Genomic DNA, 22,990 nt, shown 5'->3' with positions numbered 1-22,990 from the left:
CTATGGATTTCGTAAGCGCGTCGTATATTGTCGCCAAATCAGTCATAGCGGCGTTTGTAGTAATAAGCGCCCTTATTATCGTCGTAAGAAAGTTTAATCTCGTCAAACGCCCGTTAGCGCCGTTCGTCATAGTTGGAACGCTTTTTTGTATGTTTGCGGCTTTAGTCGCCATCGTCGTCGTTTCGCAAAACTTCAATCCCGCCGCGCCCGACAGGCGCTATATGCAAGATTATCAAGACGCGGATAGACGCTTCAATCAGCTTAAAGAAGCCGAAGCGCTGTTTGAGAGCCTTTACGACGTTCAGGTCAACTTCGCGAGTTACTCCGATCGCCCAGTCGGCGCGACAAACGCGCGCGGCGAAGTAAATTACTATCCGCACGCTTTACGAATTGGCAAAAACAGCTTCGATCTTATCCTGCGCGATAAGAGCGGCGCGTTAATTGAAGAGGCGAATATCAGCGCGCAAATTAGCGGTATCGACGGCTCTTTCGATCAAAGAATCGAATCGCGTTTCGAGGCGAACGCCTACAATTTTGAAGAGTTTGACATACCCAAAGAGGGGCGATACCGCATAACCTTGCGCGTAGCCGCGCCAAAAGCGTTCTCATATCTGCACCGCGAGTTGTATGCCCGCTGAGCTTTTCGCGGTTCCCACGAATCGCGCGCGTCGCGATCGTTTTGCCGCGATTTCCGGAGTCGCCCCCAAAATCTTGACAATCGCGGAGCTTGAAGAGCGGATCGCTTATGTTCCGCGCCGCGTCGTAATCGACGATATAACGCGCAAATTAGCGTTGAAAGCGGCGAGCGCGCGGCTGAAAAACGCTCAAAAACTCGGTATATCCGACGATTTTTTGGTTTTTTTGGATCACGCGCCTTTTTTTTTGAAGTTTTTCGACGAGCTGTCGCAATACGGCGTAGAGCCAAACGATCTATCGGGAGGCGACGTTTACGCCGAATACGACGAACATATCGCCGTATTGCAGGAGCTAAAAACGCTCTATCGCGGCGAGTTAGACAGATTGGCTTACGCCGATCGCGGTTTTATCGCCGAGCGTTACGCGCTTAATCTGGGCTGGCTTAAAGAGTTCGACGCTCTTAACGTAACGATCGAAGGAACGCCTACGCCGTTTGAGGTAAAGTTATTCGCGGCGGCGGCGGGAGTTTTGCCGCTAAGCGTATCGATTACTCCCTCGCCTTTTGACCAAGCGATGAGAGCCGTTCTCGCGCCTCTATCCGCGATAGCCGCGATCAAAGAAAATCGGCTGGAACCGACGGACGATTTTCGCCTATTTAGCGTCAAAGAACGCGCTAAGCAAGCCTACGCGATTATAAACGAGGTTTTTTACTATCTAGATCGAGGCGTGGCGCCCGAAAAGATAGCCGTCATTCTGCCCGACGAGGATTTCGCGCCAATTCTGCGCCGTCTTGACGACTACGAGTTGTTTAACTTCGCTATGGGAACGCCCTTTAGCGAAAGCGGTTTTTACCGCGCGTTGCGCGCTTTGTTGGATTACGACGATAGCAAAATCGCGAAAGCCTATATCGATCGCGCCAAGATTGACGTAAATTACCGCGCGTTGGAGGAGCTTTTGGCGTTAGCTAAAAGCGAGGACGAGCAAGAAAAAGCCTCGCAAGCGTTAGGAGAGCTGTCGCCGGTATTCAAAGCGATTAGCTTAACGCGAAAGGAGCGCCTGCGCCTATTCGTTCAAGCGTTGGAGTCAAAATCAATCGACGATAACCGCGGCGGTAAGATCACCGTTTTGGGCGCGTTAGAAACTCGCGCCGTTAGTTTTGAGGCGGTTATAGTCGCGGATTTTAACGACGACATAGTTCCTCGCCGAAGCCAAAAAGACCTTTTTCTAAACGCCGCCGTAAGAGCGCGGGCGGGGCTGCCAACTTACGCCGATCGCGAGGACAACGAGCGATCGCTGTATTGGCGCCTGTTTGCTAGAGCGCGACGCAAAACGATCCTATGCGTTCAAAACGATAGGTCCGAGCCGAGCCGCTTTATCAAAGAGCTTGGCGTTAAACTATCGCCGCAAACCTACCCGCTCGATCGCAAACTAAGCGGCGTTTCACATTTGAGCGCCTACCAGCCGCCCGCGATAGAAAGCGACTCTTTCAAACAGGAGAGCTTAAGCGCCGCTAAACTTAAATGTTATTTAACCTGCAAACGAAGTTTTTATTACAAATACGAGCAAAAGCTGAAAGAGGACGATTTGCTTAGGAAAACCTCGTATCCCAAAGAGGCGGGGGCGGCGTTGCACGAAGCGCTGGCGGAAGTTTTTCGCGAGCAAACGACGATGGACGATCTGCGCGAGGCGATCGCGGCGAAGCTGCGAAAGAGAACCGACGGCGATAGACGGCTTGGTTTCGAGGCGCTTATGTGGATTGAAACCATCGACGAGTTTTGCCAAAACGAAAAACGCCGCTTCAAAGAGGGCTGGCGACCTGTGGAAACGGAGAAACAGGCGACCGCGTTTTTTCGCGGCGTAACGCTTAACGGGCGGATCGATCGGATCGATCGCAATGGCGAAAAGGTCGAGATACTCGACTACAAAAGCGGCGCGTTACCCGTTTTCGCCGCGAATCCCGAAGATCAGATCGACTTCCAGCTTATGATATACCGCGAGCTCGCGATCGCGCTGGGCTACGAAGCTAAAAACATAAGCGCGGGCTACTACTCGCTTAAAAGCGGCGAGATAAGCTATATGGACGTTGAAAAATACGAGGAACAATTCGCGGCGCGCGTCGAGGAGTTCAAATCGCCTAGTCAATCATTCGATCTAGCGCAAAGCCGCAAGCCCTGCTCCTATTGCGAATACGCTTTGCTCTGCGGGAGGCGGCAGTGAGTAAATTTCGTCCGTATCTCGCGTGCGAGGCGAGCGCCGGCAGCGGCAAAACCTATCTGCTCAGTCTTCGTTATGTCGCGCTGCTTTTGTTGGGCGCCGCGCCGGAGAGGATTTTATGCCTGACTTTTACCAACAAAGCGGCAAACGAGATGCTTGAAAGGATCGCCAAGCTGCTAGAAGGCGTCTCTAACGGCGAGCAAACGGCGGAGTTAGCCGAAATAGCCGATCAGCTTGGCTGCGCTCCAAACGAGCTGCAAAAAAGAGTCGCCGACGTATATAGGGCGTTTTTACGCGCCGACACAAACATTATGACGCTAGACGCGTTTTTCAGCCGTATTTTGCGGCGGTTTTCGCTATATATCGGACTCTCTCCGCTATTTGACGTAGGAGCAATAGACGAGGACGAGGCGATCGACGCGTTTTTAATCGAGGCGCAAAAACAAGGGTTGATCGGCGATTTTTTACGATTTTTACTAGAAACGGAGCAAAACGTTCAAAACGGCTTCGCGATCTTCGCCAAACTCTACGAGCGGGCGCAAACGCTTGAACGCCAAAATCCGATCGATCGCGGCAAGATCGAGGCGGCGAAAGACGCGGCTTTTGCGGCGTTTTCGCGAATAAAAGCGGCGGCGCTTGAAAGCGGCGAAATAAGCCAAAGCGGCAAAAAAGCGCTGGAGGCGAACAATCTTTCGGAGGCGCTAGAGCGCGCCAACGTTTGGATCGCCAAACCGAGCCTCGCCGACTATATGTATTTTAAAAAAGTTTTCACTCCGCAAATGGACGAGAGGTTTGCGGATTTCAAGGCGGCGTTAAAGCGCTATTTCGATCTTAAAGAGCAAAACGCGCTCTCAAGACTCGCCGCTTTATACGACTGCTTTACGCAGAGCAGATCGGCGCTGAAAAAACGAAAGCGGCTGTTGGATTTCGCGGATATAACGCATTTCGCGCACGCGCTGCTAACTAGCGAGCTGAATAAGGATTTTTTCTACTTCAGGCTAGACGCGCGAATCGAGCATCTGCTGATCGACGAGTTTCAGGACACGTCGCCGATACAGTTTGAAATTCTGCGTCCGATTATCGAAGAGTTTGCCGCCGGTTCGGGAACGGCGCGGATCAAATCGTTCTTTTACGTCGGCGATCAAAAACAGTCGATCTACCGTTTTCGCGGCGGCGCTCCTTATCTGTTTAACTATGTCGCGTCCAGATACGCGAACATAGAGCGCCAAACGCTGGAGAATAACTACAGAAGCCTTAGCGTCGTCGTGGAGTTCGCCAATCGCGTTTTCGCGCCGCTATTTACGGATTTCACGCCGCAAAAACCGCGCCGAAGCGAACGCGGGCTAGTCAGAACGATATGCGCCGAAGATCCAAAAGAGGCGATTTTGCAAATCGTGGGCGAGCTGCTGGAAAATAAGGTCGCGCCGGAATCAATCGCGGTCTTGGTTTGGAAAAACGAGGACGGCGAGACGATCGCCGAAAGTCTGCGCGAGCGGTTTTGCGATCTAAGCGTGATCACGGAAACGACGCAAAAGCTAAATCGCCGACGCGAGGTTTTGGCGATATACGAGGCGCTAAAATACCTCTACTTCGATCGCAACGCGCTCTATTTAGCAAACGCGAACGCGCTCGCAACGCGCGAGTTCGATCTAAACGGCGTCAATCTCGACGATACGCCGCTTGGCGTTTGCGCTACGATCGCGCGGCGTTTTGGCTTTGCCGATCCCGATACGCTTAATTTTTTGGAGTGGACGGCGAAACTTAACTTTGTCGAGGAGGTTATCTACGGTTTCGAGGCGCTTGAAATCAACGCGGCTCCAAGCGCGCAAAGCGGGCTTCGCGCGCTGACGACGCATAAGGCGAAGGGGCTGGAGTTCGCGCATACGATCGTATCGGATCGGCTTAGCGCTCCAAATCCGAGAAAAGATAGATTGATATTTGATAACGAAAGCGCGCGATCCGCTCCGATTCGCTGGCGGCAACGGCGGCGCGAATACGCGGACGAGGATTACGCCGAAGCGCTAAAACTGCAAAAAGAGGCGGAAAATCGCAATCGGCTAAACGAATTATACGTGGCGTTAACGCGCGCGCGCGATTCGCTGTTCATCGTCAAAAAGCCCAAAAACTCTATCTTTGATCCGTTGGATTTGCGCGAGGAAAGTTTGGGCGAGCCGTATTTTCCGCAAGCGGCGGCGCAAAAGCAAACGCCGCCGGAAGCCATCGAGATACGCCCGCGAAAACTAGGAGCGCAAAGCGCTTTCGTTAAGAATCGAGAAACGTTTTACGGCGATAGCAAAGCGCGCGATTTTGGCTTGGCGCTACACTACGCGCTGGAAACGATGGGCGATTTTGACGCGCCCGATATAGACGCCGCGATCGAAAGCGCGCGAAACCGCTACGGCTTGAACGCGCCGATCGACGAGGTGAAAACGCGCGTTAATTCGCTACTGGCTAACTCGAACTTTCGCGATATAATAAGACGCGGCAGGCGTTATAAAGAGGCGACGCTGACGCTAGAAGGCGAAGCGATGCGTTTAGATCTGCTTATCGACGCTAAGGAGGGCTGGATCGTGATCGATTACAAAAGCGGCAAACCAAACCTGTCGCACGACAAACAGGTTAAAAAATATCTCGACGCGCTCAAAACCGCCACCGGACGCGACGCGAAAGGCTATATCGCCTATATCGGCGAGCAAACTAGTTTGAAGGCGCTCGCGTGAAACGCGGGAGGCTTTTCGCTTTACGCGCGGCGCGGCGATATGAAGGCGGAGGTTTTAGCGCCTTAGCAAAGGCAAAGAGGCGATATGAAGTGCGATCACTGCGGGCTTGAAACGTCGCCTAGCGCGGCGATTTGCGACGGCGAACGCAACTTTTGCTGCAAGGGCTGCCAGAGCGTTTTTCATCTTTTGCGCGATTGCAATTTAGGCGGATTTTACGATCTAAAAGGCGCTCAAACCCTCGATCGCCCCAAAGAGAACCGAAAGGATTTGGAGCGCTTTGACTCGGATAGTTTCGTCAAGCGTTTTATTTCGATCAAAAACAACCTTTTCGAGGTCGGATTGGCGATCGAAGGCATACATTGCGCCGCGTGCGTCTGGCTGAACGAAAAGATAATCAACCGTTTAGACGGCGTGATCGAGGCGAATATTAACTTCACCACCAATAAAGCCAAAATACTATTTGATCCCGCGAAAATAAAATTAAGCAAGATTGTCGAGTCAATCCGATCGATCGGATACGACGCCGCGCCCTACGATCCAAAGCTCGCCGAAGAGGGGGCGAACAAGGAGCGCAAAGAGTATTACACCCGTCTGATCGTGGCGGTTTTCGCCGCTATGAACGTCATGTGGCTGGCTGTGGCGCGCTATCTAGGGTTGTTTAGCGGAATGGACGAGGCGCTAGCGCGCGTGATTTACGCGGTAGAGTTCTGCCTTGCCACGCCCACGCTCTTTTTTAGCGGCTGGATTTTCTTTCGCGGCGGCTACTACGGGCTGAAAAACGGCTTTGTTACGATGGATCTGCTTGTGGCGACGGGCGCTAGTTTGACCTATTTTTACTCCATATACGCTACGTTGATCGGCGGCGCGGAGCCGTATTTTGATTCGGTAACGATGATTATCGCCTTTGTGTTGATCGGCAAGTTTCTGGAGGTGCGCGCGAAAAAAAGCGCGGTTGACGCGCTCGATTCCGTTATCGCCTCCGCGCCGCAGGAGGTAACGCGCGTCGTCGGCGATCGTAAAGAGCGCGTAGCGCCCGAAACGATCGCGATCGGCGATATTATCGAGTCGACGGCGGGCGAGCGGATCGTCTTCGACGGCGCGGTTTTGAGCGGAACGGCGGCGCTGGACGCGGCGAGTTTGACGGGAGAAAGCGAGCCGCTGATCGTAGGGGCTGGCGACAAGGTTATAGGCGGCTCTATCAATACCGACGGCGTGTTGCTGATTCGCGCCGAAAAGGATTACGAACATTCGACCTTCCGCGCCGTTTACGCCTTGCTGGAGGGATCGTTAGAAAACCGCCCGATGATCGCGAATCTGGCAAACCGCCTTTCGCGCTACTTTTCTTCTACGATCCTAACGATCGCCGCGCTCTGTTTTTGCGCGTGGTTTTTCGCGCTTGAGGCTAGTTTTGATCGCGCCCTGACGATTACCGTGAGCGTTATCGTAATCGCATGCCCGTGCGCTCTGGCGCTGGCTACGCCAATCGCGAGCGTGGTCGGCGCGCTGGAGGGCGCAAAGCGCAATATCCTTTTTAGAAGCGCGAACGTCCTAGAAACGCTGGCGAAAGCTAAGTTTTTGCTGCTGGATAAAACCGGAACGCTTACGATCGGCAAACCGCGCGTAATCAAAGCCGATCTGCGCGAGGGCTTTGACGCGGCTAAGCTCTTAGGGTTAATCGGTTCGAGCTCGCACCCCGTTTCAAAGGGCGTGGCGGAGTATCTAAGCCCCGCCGCCGCCTCGCCGATCGCGAACGTCAGAGCGATCGCCGGTCGCGGCGTGGCGGCTGAAAATCTGCTAGGCGGCAACGAAGCCTTAATGCGTGAAAACGGCGTGCGCGTAGGCGAAACAACCGGCGATGGATCGCGTTTTTACTTCGCCGAAAACGGCGTTTTGCGGGCGGAGTTTTTGCTTGCGGACACGCTTAAAACGGACGCGCTCGAAGCGATCGAAGAGCTTAAAGCGGCGGGTTTAAGCGCGGCTATTTTAACGGGCGATACGAAAAACGCCGCCGAAGCGACCGCCGAAGCGCTTGGAATCGGCGATCTGCATTGGGCGCTTTTGCCGCAAGATAAAGCCGCGCTAGTCGATCGCTACCGCGAAAAGGGCGTCGTCATAATGGCGGGCGACGGGATTAACGACGCGATCGCGCTGGCTAAAGCCAACGTCGCGGTCGCCATGCACGGCGGCGCGGATATATCGATAAGCGCGAGCGATCTCGTGTTGCTTAAAGATAGTCTAAGCGATCTGGCGTTCGCGGTAAAACTTAGTAAAAAAACCTACCGCGTTATCAAGCAGAATATCGCCCTAAGCGTTATTTACAACGCCTGCCTTATCCCGCTTGCGTGCATGGGTTACATTATTCCGCTGATCGCGGCTTTATCGATGAGTTTTAGTTCGCTGTTAGTCGTGGGCAACTCGTTAAGAATCAAATCGATCGGCGGCAAGAGAGCTTAGCGCCGCAACCTAAGCCCGACCCGTCCGTCGCCAATCGCGGTAAAAGCGGCGGTTTCAAGTTTTTAGCGTATAATCGCAAAGTTTTTCTACATAAACGTTAAAGGGTATCTATGTCCGATAAAAAAACGTCCGACATCGAAGAGCTGTTTCTGCAAGAGCTGAAATCGCGCGCGGAAAGCGCCATAAACGCTTCGCGGTTTCGCCTGAGCGAAGAGGCGTTTGCCATATACATAGACGGCAAAGCGATCGACGCGCTGATCTATCAAGATACTCAACAGATCTACAAAGATATGATCGCTAAAGCGATCGAACGCGCCAAAAACTCCTATGCGGCGCGTTTCGAGGCGGCGAAGATTCTAAAAGAACACGACGTAGTTATCAACAACGCGACGATCAGCGGCGTAATTTCCGGAGAGCTTGAATATATTCGCGCTCAAGCGGAATACTTCGTGTGGAGAGCGATCGTAACTTGTCCCACGTCGCTAAAAACGATCAGCAACAACGTTCATATAACGACTATTCCCGTTTCGCGCTTCGTAGTTTTGCACCTTTATAACTACGATCTCACCTTTGAAGAAAACGAGTATATGCTGAATAAAAAGTCCAGAAACGACGAAAGCGAATACGCCGCTATCGAGTTTTACGGCGAAACGCTAATTGCCGGAGAGGTGTCGGCTATCAGCAAAAAATAGGGCGCTATATCCGCTCGTAGGTTTTATGAAAAATATCGCGTTTAACGATATAAGGATCGTTAAAATCGTCGATTGGCGCCGCGATATAATCCCCGACTTTGCCGCAGAAGTATTTCTCCGTATCCCAAACGGTAAAGAGTTTGGCGTTTTTAGATAGCGGCGCGGCGCGGATTATCTTGTTAACGCGCGCGACGCAACATTTTGCCGAAGAAACGACCAGCTTTTTCTCCCCCGTGCTTTTATTGATAATCGTCGGCTCGTATTCCGTAGCGAGCGAATACGGATCGGGCAGAACCGCGTAGCTCGCCTCAAATCGGCTTTTTAGTATCGGATAGATTTCGCCTTCGGTTCCGATCATTAGGTATATGTCTTTGGAGCTGTACGTATCCACGTCGCCTTCTAACGTGCGGATGCAGATAGGCTCGCCCTCGTTGAAAATATCGGTCGTGGGCGCAAATCCGATCGCGATTGGCAACTTGCGATAGCTCGGCATAGATGCGAAATCGATAGAACGTTGATTCGAATAGATCAGCTGGTAGCTCGATTGATACTCTCTAATTTTATCCGTTATGAAACGCATAGGGCTAACGCCAGCCAGCGCTTTTAGCGAGATATACCCTCCCGCCTTTTCGCTATTGCCTCCGCCGTTTCCCACATCCTCGGTTATATACGCGGCTAACTCGTTTGCCATCGTTTCGCGCACGGAGCTTCTGATCGACAACTTTATGCCCGCGTTTTGCGGCGCGTAAACCACGCAACAATCAAAGCGCTCCACCTGTTTGGCTATGTCGCAGGCGAAGCCTAGTAGATTAGGATCGCACGCGTCCGATTGTAGCGCTCCGATCGAGCCGACCAATTGCGACGAGGAGAGCGCGAGCGCGACCGTTTTAAGATCATCCATAGTCAGCGCGGAATTTTTGAGCTTTTTTATCAGCGCCATATCGGCGCCTTTAAACTCCGCCAAATCGCGATCGAGCGGGTGGAGCGACTCCGCGCCTTCGAACGTGTCGGTAATCAATCCATAAACCAACGCGGTGGCAATCGTCGCGTTGTCGGCAAAATTAAAGCCCTCTTTACGTAACAAATTCCAAATCAGCGTCGAACAACTGCCAAGACGCGGGAAAATAACAAGATCGTCGGAATCGGGAATCTCCCGCTTGTGGTGGTCAAAAACCGCGAAGCGATCGCATTCAAAGCGCGTAACGTTGCCCGCGCCATACTGACAGTCCACCGTTATCAGCAGTTTTGCGCGCGGCAGATCGCTAACGTGTTCTAGCGGTATATCAAGCGCTTTGACCATCAAAACCACGTTTGGCTTGGTCATTTGCGCTCCGGCGTATATAAGTCTAACTTTTACGCCTTTATCGGTCAAAAACCGCCACAGCGCGAAACCGCAAGCGATCGTGTCGGGATCGGGCGCGTCGTGGCACTGAATTACTACCTCGTCGTAAGCGGCGATCGCTTTAAGCGTCATTGTTTTACCGCTAACAATTTCACGGACGCCACAAGCGTTTCGGCTTCCCATACGTCGGAGTTGGAATACGCCCTAATCTCGTATTCGCCTTCGTTTAACGGGCAGTTGAACCAGAGAAGACCTTGTTCGGAGCGCACCGGCACATATTCTATATGACCATCGTGCGGCGCCGAGACCCTGTAAAGCCCTACAATAGGTCGATCGTCGATCATCTTTTGCGAAACGCCCTTTACGTTAACGTGAATTTCTCCTTCCGAAACGCATTCGTCCTCGACAAGAGATATCTCAAACGCGCCCAAAGAGTCTTTGGCGACTGAAAACGCGGCGGCGCTTTTTGGCTCGTCGGAACTCTCGCTAATATACGAAGCGTAAATGCGAACCTCGTATTCGCCCGTCTCGACAGGCGCTCTTAAAAACGGCGGCGGATCGCTTAACAGTTTGTAAGATTTATACGACGAAACGTTCCGCTCGTCTTTATCCCAAACGCCGATAACCGCGCGGCTAACGATCATTTCTGGGGTAACTTCGGCTATTCGCGTCGCTATCCGTTCGGCGGGCAGATATATTTGCTTGTCTAGCGTTATCTCGTAAGCGTTGCGGAATACGCTTTTAACAAAAAAATAACCGCCGCCGCATATTAGCGCCAAAGCGCAAACGACCGCCGCGACTTTCGCAAGCGCCGGCGTCTTTTTGCGTTTGCCTCGCTCAAACGCGTCGCGATCGCGTTGCACGGCGTTGAACTCCAAACCAGCGCAAATTTGTTTGGCGATCTCGGAGACCTCTTTTTTGCCCACCACGCCTTGCGTGGCGTTTAATCCGAGCGCCAAGCCGGGCGGTAAAATCTCCATGCCGTCGAGATATACGGGAATGACGCGTTTATTCTTGCTCAAAGCAAATTCGATTTCGTTTCGCACATATTTGCTCGCCACAGACTCTTTGGAGATAAAGGCGACGACTACTTCGCATTCGATAATCGCCCGACCTATATTGTCCGTCCAGGTGGAAGATATATCTATGCTCTTGTCGTACCAGACGGCGTAGCCTTTATCCACAATCGATTCGATAATTGATAAAACCAGCTTCGCGTTTTCGTGCGAATAGCTGATAAATACGTAAGGCGCTCCTCTGTTGTCCGCCATTATTTGACTCCTTGCGTTTCGCTTAATTTTCGCACGTTTATCTGCGCTCTCGCCATTAACGTAGCTTCTGTCAAAATTTCCCCGTTATTATACGCGCGGATCTCATAACGCCCGCTCGAACTTGGGGCGACAAACGCGATCGAGGCGTTTTTCTTATCGACGATCCTTTTTGTAATCGCGTCTCCTCCATCCGCCCAGACGTGCCAAACGCCTACGACCATACGGCTGTCGATCGCGTCTTTTTTCACGCCGTCGATCTTCGCCGAAAATTTTTCGTTTGGCGCGTAGGCGTTTTTGCCTATCCCAATCTTGTATCCGACGGGCGCGCCTTCGGATACGCTAAATCGTTTGGCGGCTATTAACGCGCCGTCCAAAGCGTAGATTCTCGCCTCGTATTCGCCCGCGAAACCGGGCGCGCGCACGAGAATAGGCGCGGACGGTTTTGCGATCTCCTTGATGATTATCCACTCTTTATCGCTCGCGCCGACGCGAGTTACTCCCGCGATCGCGCCGTTTTTAATCTTGTCTTGAATGGTTTTATCCGTTTTGAACGTAATGGGTTCGGCGGGCGCGTATTCGTTTTTTGCGAGCGGAAGAGTTTTGATCGGCGCGGCGTTTACGCCTAATTTGGCGGCGAAGCCCTCTACCGCGTCGCGATGAAACGCGAACAGAACGCCAAAAGCGATCAAAACCGCGCCGATCAGCGTTAAAGCGATGGCGAGCCTCTTTTTTGCGGAAGGTTTGGAAGAGTTATAAACGCCGTTTTGCGACAATGCGGCGCAAATTTTTTGCGCGAGCGTCGCGTAACTAGAACCCACAATCCCCTGAATGGCGTTTAACCCGATCGCCAAACCGGGCGGCAGTTCCTCTATCGGATCCAAATAGACGGGGACTATCTTTTTGCGCTTTTGGAAGGCGTATTCGATCTCGCTGCGCACGAAAAGCGATAGCGCGGAGTCTTTGGATAAAAAGACGATGAAAACCTCGCACCTTTCGATGGCTCTAGCGATCTCGTCCGTCCACGTGGAGCTGACCTTTATGCCGCGATCGCACCATACTTCGTAACCGGCTTTCGCAACGCGATCGACGATCGCCAAGGCCGCTCTCGCGTTTTTATGGGAATAACTAACAAACGCAAACTGTTTTGCCGCCAAACTTGCTTTCTGTCCCCCGTCTTTTTTACCGATCTTAGCGCTAATTGTTTGAGAAACGGCGTCCGACGAAAAGTTGAATAATTTTTGTAAAAAGACTTGACAATGATAGGCTCAATGTTGTATAATTCTCTTAGCGCTTAAAACATAATAGCGCTAAACACAAGCAAGGAGTTTCAGATGATAGTTCAAAGATTTGATCCTTTTCAGGAGTTTCGCCGCCATATGTTGGAGGCTTTTAGCGATAAAAACGACGTAACGCCTAATCTTGCCGGCTTTACGCCCGCCGTTAGCGTTCGCGAAACCGACTTGGCGTATCTGATCGCGCTCGATCTGCCGGGCGTCGATAAGGACGCGATCTCGGTCGATCTAAAGGACAACGCGCTGAACATAAGCGGCGAAAGGAAGTTTGAGGAAGAGGTTAAAGAGGAGGATTTCTACCGCCTAGAGACCCGTTACGGACGATTCGAGCGGCGTTTTAGCCTGCCCGATAACGCCGACGCCGACGCGATTGAAGCCGCGTATAAAAACGGCGTTTTGACCCTAACGCTTCCCAAGATTCAATCCAAAGGCGCGAAACAAATTAGCGTCAACTAACGGTTAACGCCGGACTACCGCCGCCTAACGGGCGGCGGATCGCTAACGCCGATAAAACGGCGGGATTATGTGTCGGGCAATTTTTACGCGGGCAAACGCTTCCGCCCTCCAGCCCTTTTTTAACAATCCAATAAACCAACGCGCGCGTAGCGATACGCCGCGATTAAAAACGCCAAAATCCTTCTTCGCGGATATAAACTTCCGCTCGCCTCGCGATTTTTGCCGCATTTGCTAAAATCTAACTATCAAGACGAGAAGGAAGGTATATGAGCGCGTTTGTAAGCGTCGTTTTAGGTAGCAAAAGCGACTGGACGTTAATGCAAGAGTGCGCAAAAACGCTAGAGCGCCTGGGCGTGGCTTACGAGGCGATAGTCGCGAGCGCGCACAGAACGCCCGATCGCGTGGCGCAATACGTGAAAGAGGCGGAAGAGGGCGGCGCGCTGGCGTTTATCGCGGCGGCGGGTATGGCGGCGCATTTGGCGGGCGCGATCGCGGCGCGAACGACCAAGCCCGTTATCGCCGTTCCTATCGCCAGCGGCGCGTTAAACGGGATCGACGCGCTGCTTAGCTGCGTTCAGATGCCGTCTAAAATCCCCGCGGCGTGCGTGGCGATTAACGGCGCGATCAACGCGGCGTATCTAGCGGCGCAGATTCTGGCGTTAAACGATCCCAAGTTGGCTAGGAAATTGCTTGAAGATCGGCAAAACATAGGCGCGCAAGCGGAGCTTGATTCGCGATCGATCGAGGTTCGTTTAGCAAGGAGATAACTAAATGCAAACATGGTTAAGCGTAGAAGAATTTGCAAAACTTGTAGGCAAGGACGCCGCCGAGATCGAGGCGTTATGCGACGATAATAAATTGGCGAGCAAGATTGAAAGCGGGAAAAGAATGGTTGAAAGCGCCAGCGGCGTTAGTTTAATGTTGCCAAAAAAACTTGAGGCGGAACTGGTTTTCGACGGGCATACAAGCGCGATGAGTTTTGTGGAAAAGACGGTCGGGACGATTTTGTCTATGCACGAAAAGGTGATCGGGGCAAAAGACGAAACGCTAGGCGCGCTGAAAAACGAAAACCAGTTTCTTAAAGAGGGTTTAGTGGCTATGCAAGAGCTTTACGACGAGGATCGCAAATCGATTGAAACGCTAACCAAGCAGCTTGCGTTCGCGCAGGAGGAGCTGGAGTTTGTCAAGCGAAAATATAAACTTATGTGGGGTAAAGCGATCGAATACGCGAGCGAGAAAAAAGGCTGATCGCCTTGGCGCGCCAAGAGAGCGTAGTTTTATTGTCTTACGCCGATCCGCGTTGATCGCACGCTCGCCATTCTCGCGCCGATCAAGTCGTTAAAAGCGCCTGTTAAAACGCGAGGTAGCCGTCAAAATCGTTATCGGTAAAGTAAGCCGCAAAACCGCGCGCCGATCGCGCTCAGGCGAAAGAACGCGAAAGCGGCGTTGGCGAGGGCGGCGAGCATGGGCGGTTGGCGCTATTTGAATTAACCGGCGCGTCCGGTTGAACGAATAAGAGGCTACCAACCGTAGTTGTCATCGATAGTAATTTGAAGCTGTTTTGCAAGATTTGCCCTACATTCCGATTCATGGACGCCAGCCCACGCCCCGCCATAGGTTTTACTTACGGATTTACAGAATAGACGCCTAAACTCCTCCCAGCTCTCTTTTGCCTGTTTTAGCTGTTGGACGGACTCTTTATCCGGCTCGGCTTCGGTTTCCGATAGAAGGCGATTGTAACTTTTTTCCATTAGTTCGTTCTGTTGCCGCCACGATTCGCGCGCTTTTTCCACGTATTCCATTCGCGAGCTAGCAAACGCGTAATCGCTTGCGATAAATAACCAGAAAGTAGATACAAGAGCTAAAATTTGGCGATTAAGCATTTTTACCTCTAACGTTGAAGTCCAGCCGCGCGTTTTAGCGCGTTCACTGGACAAGATGTTAGCGCTAAACCGATTATTTTCGCCAAAGCGCTTTTAGCTGTCCGCTGAACAAGATATTAGGCGACAGCCGCCGTCAAAACGCGGAAGGTTAAGTCCGCAAGACGGCGAAAAGCGGCGAACATAGGCGACCCACAATGACCTAACGCCAAAACTCAGCCGCGATCCCGCCGCCGTTTTGCGTCGGCTGGAACCTTTGTCGGGTTGTTCGCCGCAACTCTCATTTGAACGCTTACTGAAAGCGCGCAAGGTCGCAGGAATTGGCGCTGCAATCATATGCGGTTTGATAGCGTCGCGCGGTTTGCGGACGGCTGAATTTTTGTGAGTCGCCGAATTCATCGCTTTGCGAGGCGCGAAGACGGCTTGCCGGCGGAGCGTCCCTCTCAAAGCAATTGTTTTAGGTCTAGTCGATCCATTTGCCGTCTTCATCGTCTCGGATTCCGCAAATCTTTATCTCGTCTGATAAAGCCCAAGATCGCTTAAACTTATCGGGCGCGTCTGGCGATCCAAAATGGGCTACGATCTTCTCCATTGATTTTGGATCTTCGTCGTCAACAAATTCCCGATCAAGAAAATTGCATCGAACGGTACCGTATGCCGTTTTTTGCCAATAGGGGCAAAGAACCTCTTTGTAAGCGCCATTATAGCTATACTCGCGGAGTTCGCGCCCAAATTTTTCAATTTCTTGACTAAGGATTTCGCCTTCTCGGATTTTAATGACGCGGTAGCAGTATTCGCCCGGCGGAATTAAAGAGGTATCCACTACGACGTACAACGCTGGAGTTCAGAGGGGCGGTAGCTTGCCGTCGCCCCTTGCCATAAAAGGTTAAGCTGTGGTTTTTGGCGTAGCGCCGTGTTTCGGAGAAACAACTTGAAAGGCGGTTTACGCATGAGTTATCAAACCGAATGCCAACCAGCAGATATAGGCAAACAATAGCCCGACATAGCTGTGTACGTTAGCTCTCCATATTGCGCGTCGCGCTTGTTCTGGCGCTTCTGGGCATAGCTTGCGACTGGCATACCACGCTTCAGTCCAAAATGAAGCGAAAAAGAAAGGAACGAGTAGCGCTATCGCAGCTATCGGGATTCTCCAATAGCCGTTGCCGCCGGGTCCAAGCCAAGACATGGAGAAGATGATTCTGCCCGCCTCAACAACGGTATGCGGTAGATACGACTCCGCGCCGGTAGCATACAACGCCCAAAACGCAAAAAACTCAACCGCAACGGCGGCAAGCCAAGCAAGAGGAATACCAATGAGCGTAGAAAAGATATTGGCTTTGACCATTTGAGTCGCCGCAATACGCCATGGAATATTCAAAGAGCGATGAACGACCCAGCTTTCGATGGCGACGACGGGTATGAATGCGGGTATAAACATGGGCCAAACAACCGCAAGCATTGGTAATCCAGCGTTTGCGAAAGCTACTGTTGGACATGCTAACAAGATGAGAATCAAGAATCGCGCCATCAGTTCCCCTAATGTTTGAGTTAAGCCGCGCCGCGAAACGGCGGCTTGAATAAATTGTTAAACCTCGTCGTAAGGTAGGTCGTCTGGATCAACTCCAACATAGTCCGGTTCTGGCAGATATGGCAGACGATACGCAAGCAAGAACCTACGGTTCTCCAAGAAGGCTTTTACCGCTCTATGCATGCCGTCCATCACTTTCCCCGCTGGGCAGAGGATTATTGGGTAGGCGAGGTCGGCGGCTTGAACCAAGCGAATGTGATTCGCGATGGATTTGCAGGTTGGACTATCGCCTTCCAAGTCATACCAGTATGGTTCGTCTAGTTCGCGTATTTCGTCGAGCGGATATTCAATAGCCTCTAGGTTTGCCGCGAGCCGAATAAGAGTATCAACATTCCATGCCAGAAGTCCCTGATCGCTGTTGCGGAAGCGGTACTGTTTTCTCATAAGACCTAACGCCGGAGTTTAGCGGACGGCAAAAGCGTAACCTCTGATAGTCCGCCGCAACAAGATTAGGCGATATGTTAGCGCTAAACCGATTATTTTCGCCAAAGCGCTTTTGGCTGTCCGCTGAACGAGATGTTAGGCGACAGAACGCGGAAGCTACAAAGGACGCGCGAAGCCAAAGGGCGAGAGACGCAAACGGCGATAAAGCGTCGCTTTGTTAGCCGATCTCCTTATATAAACTATCGCGCTCTATCGGCGTGAAGCCCGCGTTTATAATCAGATCGCGCATCAGTTTCTCGCTTACCCCGTTTTTGCTGTCCGCGCCGGCGGCGCTGTTGATCGATTCGCGTTCGATCGTGCCGTCCATATCGTCCGCGCCAAACTCCTGCGCCACCAAAGCGAGATTAAGGCTCAAGCCTACCCAATAGGCTTTGATATGCGGCACGTTATCCAAAACAATACGGCTGATCGCGATTGTTTTTAGTATCTCCTCCGAGTCAAGCGGCTTTTTTACCTCTAAAAAGTTGTTTTTCGTCTGATAGAGCAGCGGTATAAAGGCGTTGAAGCCGCCCGTTTTTTCCTGCAACGCGCGTAGCCTCAGCAGGTGATCGACGCGATGAGCGCGCGTTTCTATATGCCCAAAGAGCATTGTGGCGTTGCTTTTGCGCCCGCGTTTGTGCCACAGCTCGTGGATCGTTAGCCAATCGGCGGATTTGACCTTGCCGCCGCAGATTTTGGCGCGCAACTCCTCGTCAAATATCTCCGCGCCGCCGCCCGGCATACTATCCACGCCGCTTTCGATCATACGATCTAAAATCTCGCCGAAACTCAGATCGTACGTTCTTGATAGAAACTCGACCTCCGCCGCCGTCATCGCCTTTAGGTGAATGCCGCCCGCCGCTCGTTTTACCGATCTGAACAGATCAAAATACCACTCAAGCCCCAGCTTCTTGTTGTGCGCCCCGACGATATGAATCTCTTTCGCGCCTCTTTCTTGCGCGGCGATCGCCGTAGCTACGATCTCTTCGGCGCTTATCGCGTATGGGTTTGGATTTTTGCGGTGCGCGGAAAACCCGCAGAATAAACAGCGATCGGAGCAGATATTTGTGGGGTTTATATGGCGGTTGCGGTTGTAAAAAACCTTGTCGCCGTGATATTTTCTCCGCAACGCGTTCGCGCGCGCGCCCAGATCAAACAGCTCTAGGTCGTATAGTTTTAGCGCCTCGTCAAATCGCATATCAATCCGTCTTAATCGTTTCGTTTATTTTTTAACCCCGCCATTGTAACAGCGCGAGACTATAATAACGCCGATACTTGCGCGAGGATAAAACGCTAATCGGCGAATTAAACAAATCGTCAAAAGCGTCGCCGCGTTAATCGCCAACAGAGGTCGGCGTTCGCGAGCGATCGGTAAAAAGGATAAAGGTGCGGCTGGATTTTGCGGAAAAACTAGAACGACTGATCGAGAAAAACGCGGACGATTTCGAGGTTTCGCGACTGTTCAAAGAGGAGCGAATCGCCTACTACGAGGCGCTTTCAAGCCGCTTTTCGCACTCGCACCCGCGCGCGTTTTTGGTCTGGCATACGCGGGCTATGGAGGAGTTTGTCGCCGCTTTTTACCGCTTTGTCCTGCGCGGGCATTTCGGCGATTACGCGCCGCCTTATAGCGCGCTGCCGATCGCGTTTTTGGCGCTGGGCAGTTTTGGCAGGGAGCAGTGCGCGCCCTATTCCGATATTGATTTGATGATCGTTTATAAGAAGATCGCGGGTTATCGCATCAAGCCGCTGATCGAGCGGGTTTTGTATTTGACGTGGGATTCGGGTTTTCATCTTGGACATCGCGTTCACGAGCTTGACGAGTTGGAGGCGGCGGCAAGCGGCGATATTACGATCAAAACCGCTATGCTAGAGGGGCGGTTTTTTTGCGGATCGCGTCTGTTGCAGGTGGAGATCGAAACAAAATTAAACAAGATTCGCCTAAAAGATCAGGACGAATACATCGCGCGAAAACTTGACGAATACCGTCTGCGCCGCGCCAAAAACCCGATCGCGATGGAACCCGACGTTAAAGAAAGCGCGGGCGGATTGCGCGACGCGAACGCGCTATTTTGGATCGCGAAAACGCTTTACGGCGTTACCTCCACGAAAGACCTTGTAGGGTCGATAATCGACGAGGACGACTACAGAGAGTTTCATCAGGCGCTAGAGTCGCTCTACCGCGTCCGTATCGCGCTTCATCTGCTAGCGAAAAAGAAATCGGACGTTTTGCTCTTTCAGTATCAGCGCGAGGCGGCGCTGTTGCTCGGCTACGAGGATACCAAAACCCGTAAAGCCGAGCGGTTTTTTTTGCAGCGGGTATTGGGCGCGCTTAAAACGATCAGTCGCCACTGCGAATACTATCTGGCAAAACTTACGCGCGGCGAGAGATCGGCTGCGAAGGCGATCGCCGCGCCGTTTGACGGGCGGCGCGAAACGCTGAGCGCGCTGACGCGGCGGGCGATCGACGCGCCGATCGGATCGGATTACGACGTTTCGTTTGTAATGGCGTTGCGCCGCGCGGGGGGAACGCGGGTTGGATCGTCGATAAAGCTGACGATCCGCGCGATCTTTGATCGCCCCGATTGCTATAAGATCGTGGAGGTTTTTGATCTAGCGGGCATATTAGAAACGCTTCTGCCGCCGCTTAAAGGAGTGATCAATCTAGCGCAATTTGACGGCTATCACACTCGCCCTGCGGACGAACACTCCATTTTGACGCTAAAAAATATGTGTCTATTGGAGGGCGAGCTTGGAGAGCTTTTTAACGCGCTTAGCGGCGAAGAGCAGGCGCTGCTCCGCCTGAGCGCCCTGCTGCACGATTGCGGCAAGGGCGGCGCGCGCGATCACAGCGAAGCGGGCGCGTTGAGATTTCGCGGTTTTGCCAAAACGCTCGGTTTTCGCCCCGATCTGACCGAGCGCGGAATGCTCCTAATCCGAACGCATACCCTGATGAACGCCGTCGCTAGATCGCGGGATATTTACAGCGATCGCGTCGTATTCGCGTTCGCTTCGCGGCTTGGTTCAAAGGCGCTGGTAACCATGCTCTACCTGCTGACGATATGCGATATGAGCGCGGTCGCCTCCGGCGTTTATACGCCCTTTGCCGCCGAACTGCTACGCGAGCTATATTCAAGGGCGATCGACGCGCTGGATAAAAACGATCAGATCGGCGAGGCGGCGGCGCGTATGCGCAAAGAGAAGCAACTGCTCTCTTACGACGGTTTTACGGCGCTTAACCGCGATCTTCAACGGCGGATTTTGGGGATCGATTCGGCGCTGTTTTTTCTCAAGCATAAACCGCCCGAAATCGTCGATCTCGCAAAACGCGCCGCCGATACCGATCGCGTTAGCTTTACCGCGACTAGCGCCCCCGCCCTGACGCTAGAGGCGATCAGCAAAGCGCCGTTTAATCTTGGTTGGCTACTTGGCAAGCTAAGCCGTTTCGATCTTGGCGCGATGGATATATTCAAACTATTCGACGGCGCGAAAATGTTCAGAATGTTCTTTCGCAAGCCATACGACGAGCCTATGGGCGATCTAGCCCAACTGGTGGAAAACGCGCTGGATATGAGCCGCGCGATGAGATACGCCCGCCCCGTTATTAAGAAAAAGGAGATAGAGATCGACCTCGATCACTCGCCGACATACGCGCGAATGAGCCTCGATACGCCCGATCAGCAGGGATTGATGGCGTTTATTATCGATATATTTGATCGGCGCGCGATAGATATCGCCGCCGCCAAGATCGCCACGATCAAAGGCAGAGCGAACGATCTGTTCCTGATTGAAAAAACGGGTTCCTTTCGCGCCAAGGAGATCGCCGCCGAACTAACAAAGGAAGGGTAGAAGCAAGACCGCGCGTCCAAGATTATGCCGCGCTCACTAATGATCTTGCGTCTCGCCATTCCCGTTTCTTTCGTCGTTCCCGCGAAGCGCTTACTCCGATAGAAGCGCTAAAGGCGCAAGATCGCGGGAATCCATATTCTTGTCATGCCCGCGCGGAGCGATAGGGCGGTTTACCGCCCGTAATCGCGCAGGAAAGCGGGAATCTATCAACAACGATCATCAAAAAGATAGATACCCGTTTTGCTCCGCGATTACGAAGCGCTTGCGCTTGCTCCGCGCGGGTATGACGGGAAGGGCGCGGCGCGATCGGCTAAATTCGCGGCGAACGTAGGACGGCGCAAAGAAAGCGGCTTTCGCGTCGCATAAAATGCTATTTTTGCGATAGGTTAGTTGCGTGCGGCGACCGCGAAAGAGCGCGTCGAATTTCTTTCTGTAAGAACCTCCGCAACCAAAAAAACATCGCGTTCGTAGCCGCCGTTTATATGATAGTAGGCGCTTAGATCGCCCTTGCCGATCTTTTTTATCGTCGCGTCGATCTCCCGCTTTTTTAACGCCGATGCGTATAAAAATGTAGGCTTTTAGCGCGTTTATGTAAAGGGACGTAAAACCTCTCTATTGTTCCTAGCTTTTTTCATTGCGTCAAATCCGCTTTCGCTCTCTTTAAGCAAACGCGGTTTCGGGCGTAACCTTTTTTGCCTCGCTATAACGCGAAGCGAACGCTCGCGATAAAAAGACCTCTCTTTGCCTCTCGCCGCTCTAAAAGTAATAAACAAAAGCGACGGTAATATAAATTGGCGCTTCTAGGCTATAGATGGCAGAATAAACGTAAGCGGTAATATAATCGGCGTTTTTCGCCTAGCGCTAGGCAAAACGCCCTTTTGCTTATGCGAACGCGAAAAAGATAATTTGCGTTTTATTGGGCAACGTCGCGTGTTGCTTTTGCTGGGCAAGAAAAACTAATTTAAGCGGAGACGATCTAACATTCGCTAATTTTGATTTCAAGCAGGAAAAAGAGGGAGATTGCTGCAATGCAACTCATTCAGTTTGGATCGATCCTTAATCCGTTATCGAAGGTCAAAAAAAAGATCTCTCTGTAATTAGCCTAACCTTTCTAATATTGTTAGCGGGTTGCGGAGGAGGAGGCGGAAACGACGACGACGATCCCCCTCCTTGTTCGCGGCTTCAGCCAACAACGGACGGCGAAGGCGGTTTAGAGAGCTACGCGACTTTCCCGTCTTTTGATAGCTCGAACATTCGGCTTAATCATACAACAAGCAACATGTCCTACGTAACCATAACCAACGATGAGAAAACAAAGTTGCGAAAGCGATTAGCGCAAGCGGGATATACCGATTACCTAATTTATTACGAAAAATGTAACGTAGAGCCTGGTATGCACGCAAGCGTTACGTTTGACGATGGGGAGGATTCGGATTACGCGCTTATACTTTCGCTTTATGGCAACGTAGGCTTTGTTCCAAACGAGAACAAGTTTGAAGAGATATTTGGCGCAATTGAATCTCCCGTCGGCTTTTTTATGTATGGCGCTATTACGAAACGGATATGAGCTCGAGATTTAGCGCTTATATGGATGCGGCTAACGACGAGCCTTATTCGTTTATTTGCGGACAGTCTGGTTGCCATAAGGGAACATACGAGTCTCCCGAGAGTTGGTTTAATATAGTTGGCTCTAAAACTATAGATCGGCATATTGATTATCGCGCAAAATAGACCGCGAAACATACGCGGCGCATAAACAATCGACGCGGTTTTCGCCAAAACCGAATCGCGATCGCTTCGCCCAAAGCTGGAATCGAAACGACGCAATCATTCGTCGGACTTTCTTTGGAGCCGTCGTTTTCGAGCGCCGCCGCCCGTCTTAAAACGCGCTAAGCCAACGCGCGATCTACCGCGTTAGTTTTGATCGGCGGCGCTCTTACGGCAAGGTTATTTTTGCCTGCGGCGTTAAAACAGACGCTTAAGAAACGCCGCGCTCCCAAAATCCCAAAGAACAATGTTTTTATCGTGGCTTGAGCCAATTTCGCCACACTCTCTTTTTGACTCTTTAAGCTACTTTTACTATAATTCCGCCCTACCAATTCGGAAGGCGTTTTACGCTCTTTTATTTTGGCGGTTCCTTGACAACTAAGCAAGCTATCAAGCGGTTTAATAACCG

General features: G+C 52.0%; 19 protein-coding genes. 10 read left to right on the top strand and 9 right to left on the bottom strand.

The annotated features are described in order from the left end of the window. Positions 1-2 precede the first annotated feature (2 nt). The 5 genes from LBF86_02425 to LBF86_02405 all read left to right on the top strand — a co-directional run bounded on the left by LBF86_02425 (position 3) and on the right by LBF86_02405 (position 8,716). On the top strand, positions 3-638 hold the full coding sequence (locus LBF86_02425; protein ID MDR0664362.1) for a hypothetical protein: 636 nt from the start codon (positions 3-5) through the stop codon (positions 636-638). Continuing rightward, complete coding sequence (locus LBF86_02420; GenBank protein ID MDR0664361.1) at positions 628-2,853, top strand: PD-(D/E)XK nuclease family protein; 2,226 nt, start codon at positions 628-630, stop codon at positions 2,851-2,853. The genes LBF86_02425 and LBF86_02420 overlap by 11 nt, the downstream gene beginning before the upstream one ends. Further along, a complete protein-coding gene (locus LBF86_02415; protein ID MDR0664360.1) occupies positions 2,850-5,570 on the top strand; it encodes a RecB-like helicase in 2,721 nt (906 codons plus the stop codon). Before LBF86_02420 ends, LBF86_02415 begins: the two co-directional genes overlap by 4 nt. A gap of 84 nt (positions 5,571-5,654) precedes the next feature. Continuing rightward, on the top strand, positions 5,655-8,024 hold the full coding sequence (cadA, locus tag LBF86_02410) for a cadmium-translocating P-type ATPase (GenBank protein MDR0664359.1): 2,370 nt from the start codon (positions 5,655-5,657) through the stop codon (positions 8,022-8,024). A 110-nt stretch (positions 8,025-8,134) separates the two neighbouring features. Next, positions 8,135-8,716 carry a hypothetical protein gene (locus LBF86_02405; protein MDR0664358.1) on the top strand — a complete coding sequence of 194 codons (582 nt, stop codon included), beginning with the start codon at positions 8,135-8,137 and terminating at the stop codon, positions 8,714-8,716. A 4-nt stretch (positions 8,717-8,720) separates the two neighbouring features. Here the strand turns inward: LBF86_02405 and LBF86_02400 are convergent, their stop codons facing one another. The 3 genes from LBF86_02400 to LBF86_02390 are packed head-to-tail and all read right to left on the bottom strand — an operon-like array spanning position 8,721 to position 12,483. After that, positions 8,721-10,190, bottom strand: coding sequence for a DHH family phosphoesterase (locus LBF86_02400; GenBank protein MDR0664357.1), 1,470 nt, complete (start codon positions 10,188-10,190; stop codon positions 8,721-8,723). Beyond that, complete coding sequence (locus LBF86_02395; protein MDR0664356.1) at positions 10,187-11,329, bottom strand: toll/interleukin-1 receptor domain-containing protein; 1,143 nt, start codon at positions 11,327-11,329, stop codon at positions 10,187-10,189. Before LBF86_02395 ends, LBF86_02400 begins: the two co-directional genes overlap by 4 nt. Further along, entirely contained in the window at positions 11,329-12,483 is a 1,155-nt protein-coding gene (locus LBF86_02390) for a toll/interleukin-1 receptor domain-containing protein (GenBank protein MDR0664355.1), read from the bottom strand. Before LBF86_02390 ends, LBF86_02395 begins: the two co-directional genes overlap by 1 nt. 177 nt (positions 12,484-12,660) lie before the next feature. Here LBF86_02390 and LBF86_02385 point away from each other — a divergent pair, with 177 nt between their 5' ends. From LBF86_02385 to LBF86_02375, 3 genes are all read left to right on the top strand, one after another. Then, the gene (locus tag LBF86_02385) at positions 12,661-13,077 is read left to right on the top strand and encodes an Hsp20/alpha crystallin family protein (protein ID MDR0664354.1); all 417 of its coding nucleotides are present in this window, start codon (positions 12,661-12,663) and stop codon (positions 13,075-13,077) included. Positions 13,078-13,343: 266 nt separating this feature from the next. Next, positions 13,344-13,844 carry a 5-(carboxyamino)imidazole ribonucleotide mutase gene (gene purE / locus LBF86_02380; protein ID MDR0664353.1) on the top strand — a complete coding sequence of 167 codons (501 nt, stop codon included), beginning with the start codon at positions 13,344-13,346 and terminating at the stop codon, positions 13,842-13,844. Positions 13,845-13,848: 4 nt separating this feature from the next. Beyond that, positions 13,849-14,325: a DUF3972 domain-containing protein gene (locus LBF86_02375; protein MDR0664352.1), complete on the top strand. Its 477-nt coding sequence runs from the start codon at positions 13,849-13,851 to the stop codon at positions 14,323-14,325. A gap of 272 nt (positions 14,326-14,597) precedes the next feature. On the opposite strand, the gene LBF86_02370 is transcribed toward LBF86_02375, so the two are convergent. The 5 genes from LBF86_02370 to mqnE all read right to left on the bottom strand — a co-directional run bounded on the left by LBF86_02370 (position 14,598) and on the right by mqnE (position 18,166). Continuing rightward, positions 14,598-15,014: a lysozyme inhibitor LprI family protein gene (locus tag LBF86_02370; GenBank protein ID MDR0664351.1), complete on the bottom strand. Its 417-nt coding sequence runs from the start codon at positions 15,012-15,014 to the stop codon at positions 14,598-14,600. Positions 15,015-15,420: 406 nt separating this feature from the next. Beyond that, positions 15,421-15,780, bottom strand: a complete 360-nt coding sequence (locus LBF86_02365; GenBank protein MDR0664350.1) for a hypothetical protein — start codon at positions 15,778-15,780, stop codon at positions 15,421-15,423. Between the two features lie 120 nt (positions 15,781-15,900). Further along, complete coding sequence (locus tag LBF86_02360) at positions 15,901-16,485, bottom strand: hypothetical protein (GenBank protein ID MDR0664349.1); 585 nt, start codon at positions 16,483-16,485, stop codon at positions 15,901-15,903. Between the two features lie 57 nt (positions 16,486-16,542). Continuing rightward, positions 16,543-16,929 carry a hypothetical protein gene (locus LBF86_02355; GenBank protein MDR0664348.1) on the bottom strand — a complete coding sequence of 129 codons (387 nt, stop codon included), beginning with the start codon at positions 16,927-16,929 and terminating at the stop codon, positions 16,543-16,545. Positions 16,930-17,146: 217 nt separating this feature from the next. Further along, the gene (mqnE, locus tag LBF86_02350; GenBank protein ID MDR0664347.1) at positions 17,147-18,166 is read right to left on the bottom strand and encodes an aminofutalosine synthase MqnE; all 1,020 of its coding nucleotides are present in this window, start codon (positions 18,164-18,166) and stop codon (positions 17,147-17,149) included. Positions 18,167-18,354: 188 nt separating this feature from the next. Between mqnE and LBF86_02345 the strand changes: the two genes are divergently transcribed. Both LBF86_02345 and LBF86_02340 read left to right on the top strand, forming a co-directional pair. Continuing rightward, a complete protein-coding gene (locus tag LBF86_02345; protein MDR0664346.1) occupies positions 18,355-20,814 on the top strand; it encodes an HD domain-containing protein in 2,460 nt (819 codons plus the stop codon). A 1,279-nt stretch (positions 20,815-22,093) separates the two neighbouring features. Then, positions 22,094-22,381: a hypothetical protein gene (locus tag LBF86_02340; GenBank protein ID MDR0664345.1), complete on the top strand. Its 288-nt coding sequence runs from the start codon at positions 22,094-22,096 to the stop codon at positions 22,379-22,381. A gap of 322 nt (positions 22,382-22,703) precedes the next feature. Here the strand turns inward: LBF86_02340 and LBF86_02335 are convergent. After that, a partial coding sequence (locus LBF86_02335; GenBank protein MDR0664344.1) for a hypothetical protein occupies positions 22,704-22,990 on the bottom strand: 287 nt, incomplete at its 5' end.

Source organism: Helicobacteraceae bacterium, from assembly GCA_031258155.1.
In the GTDB taxonomy this organism is placed as follows: Bacteria; Campylobacterota; Campylobacteria; order Campylobacterales; family SZUA-545; genus JAIRNH01.
The sequence above is the reverse complement of the archived record's forward strand: the minus strand, read 5'-3'. Positions and strand labels throughout refer to the sequence as shown.

What these genes read in the sequence shown, in the direction of transcription:
- mqnE (MDR0664347.1), bottom strand. Translation starts at nt 18,166, where the DNA reads ATGCGATTTGACGAGGCGCTAAAACTATACGACCTAGAGCTGTTTGAT.
- LBF86_02400 (MDR0664357.1), bottom strand. Translation starts at nt 10,190, where the DNA reads ATGACGCTTAAAGCGATCGCCGCTTACGACGAGGTAGTAATTCAGTGC.
- LBF86_02355 (MDR0664348.1), bottom strand. Translation starts at nt 16,929, where the DNA reads ATGAGAAAACAGTACCGCTTCCGCAACAGCGATCAGGGACTTCTGGCA.
- purE (MDR0664353.1), top strand. Translation starts at nt 13,344, where the DNA reads ATGAGCGCGTTTGTAAGCGTCGTTTTAGGTAGCAAAAGCGACTGGACG.
- LBF86_02375 (MDR0664352.1), top strand. Translation starts at nt 13,849, where the DNA reads ATGCAAACATGGTTAAGCGTAGAAGAATTTGCAAAACTTGTAGGCAAG.
- LBF86_02405 (MDR0664358.1), top strand. Translation starts at nt 8,135, where the DNA reads ATGTCCGATAAAAAAACGTCCGACATCGAAGAGCTGTTTCTGCAAGAG.
- LBF86_02360 (MDR0664349.1), bottom strand. Translation starts at nt 16,485, where the DNA reads ATGGCGCGATTCTTGATTCTCATCTTGTTAGCATGTCCAACAGTAGCT.
- cadA (MDR0664359.1), top strand. Translation starts at nt 5,655, where the DNA reads ATGAAGTGCGATCACTGCGGGCTTGAAACGTCGCCTAGCGCGGCGATT.
- LBF86_02340 (MDR0664345.1), top strand. Translation starts at nt 22,094, where the DNA reads ATGTCCTACGTAACCATAACCAACGATGAGAAAACAAAGTTGCGAAAG.
- LBF86_02420 (MDR0664361.1), top strand. Translation starts at nt 628, where the DNA reads ATGCCCGCTGAGCTTTTCGCGGTTCCCACGAATCGCGCGCGTCGCGAT.
- LBF86_02425 (MDR0664362.1), top strand. Translation starts at nt 3, where the DNA reads ATGGATTTCGTAAGCGCGTCGTATATTGTCGCCAAATCAGTCATAGCG.
- LBF86_02385 (MDR0664354.1), top strand. Translation starts at nt 12,661, where the DNA reads ATGATAGTTCAAAGATTTGATCCTTTTCAGGAGTTTCGCCGCCATATG.
- LBF86_02395 (MDR0664356.1), bottom strand. Translation starts at nt 11,329, where the DNA reads ATGGCGGACAACAGAGGAGCGCCTTACGTATTTATCAGCTATTCGCAC.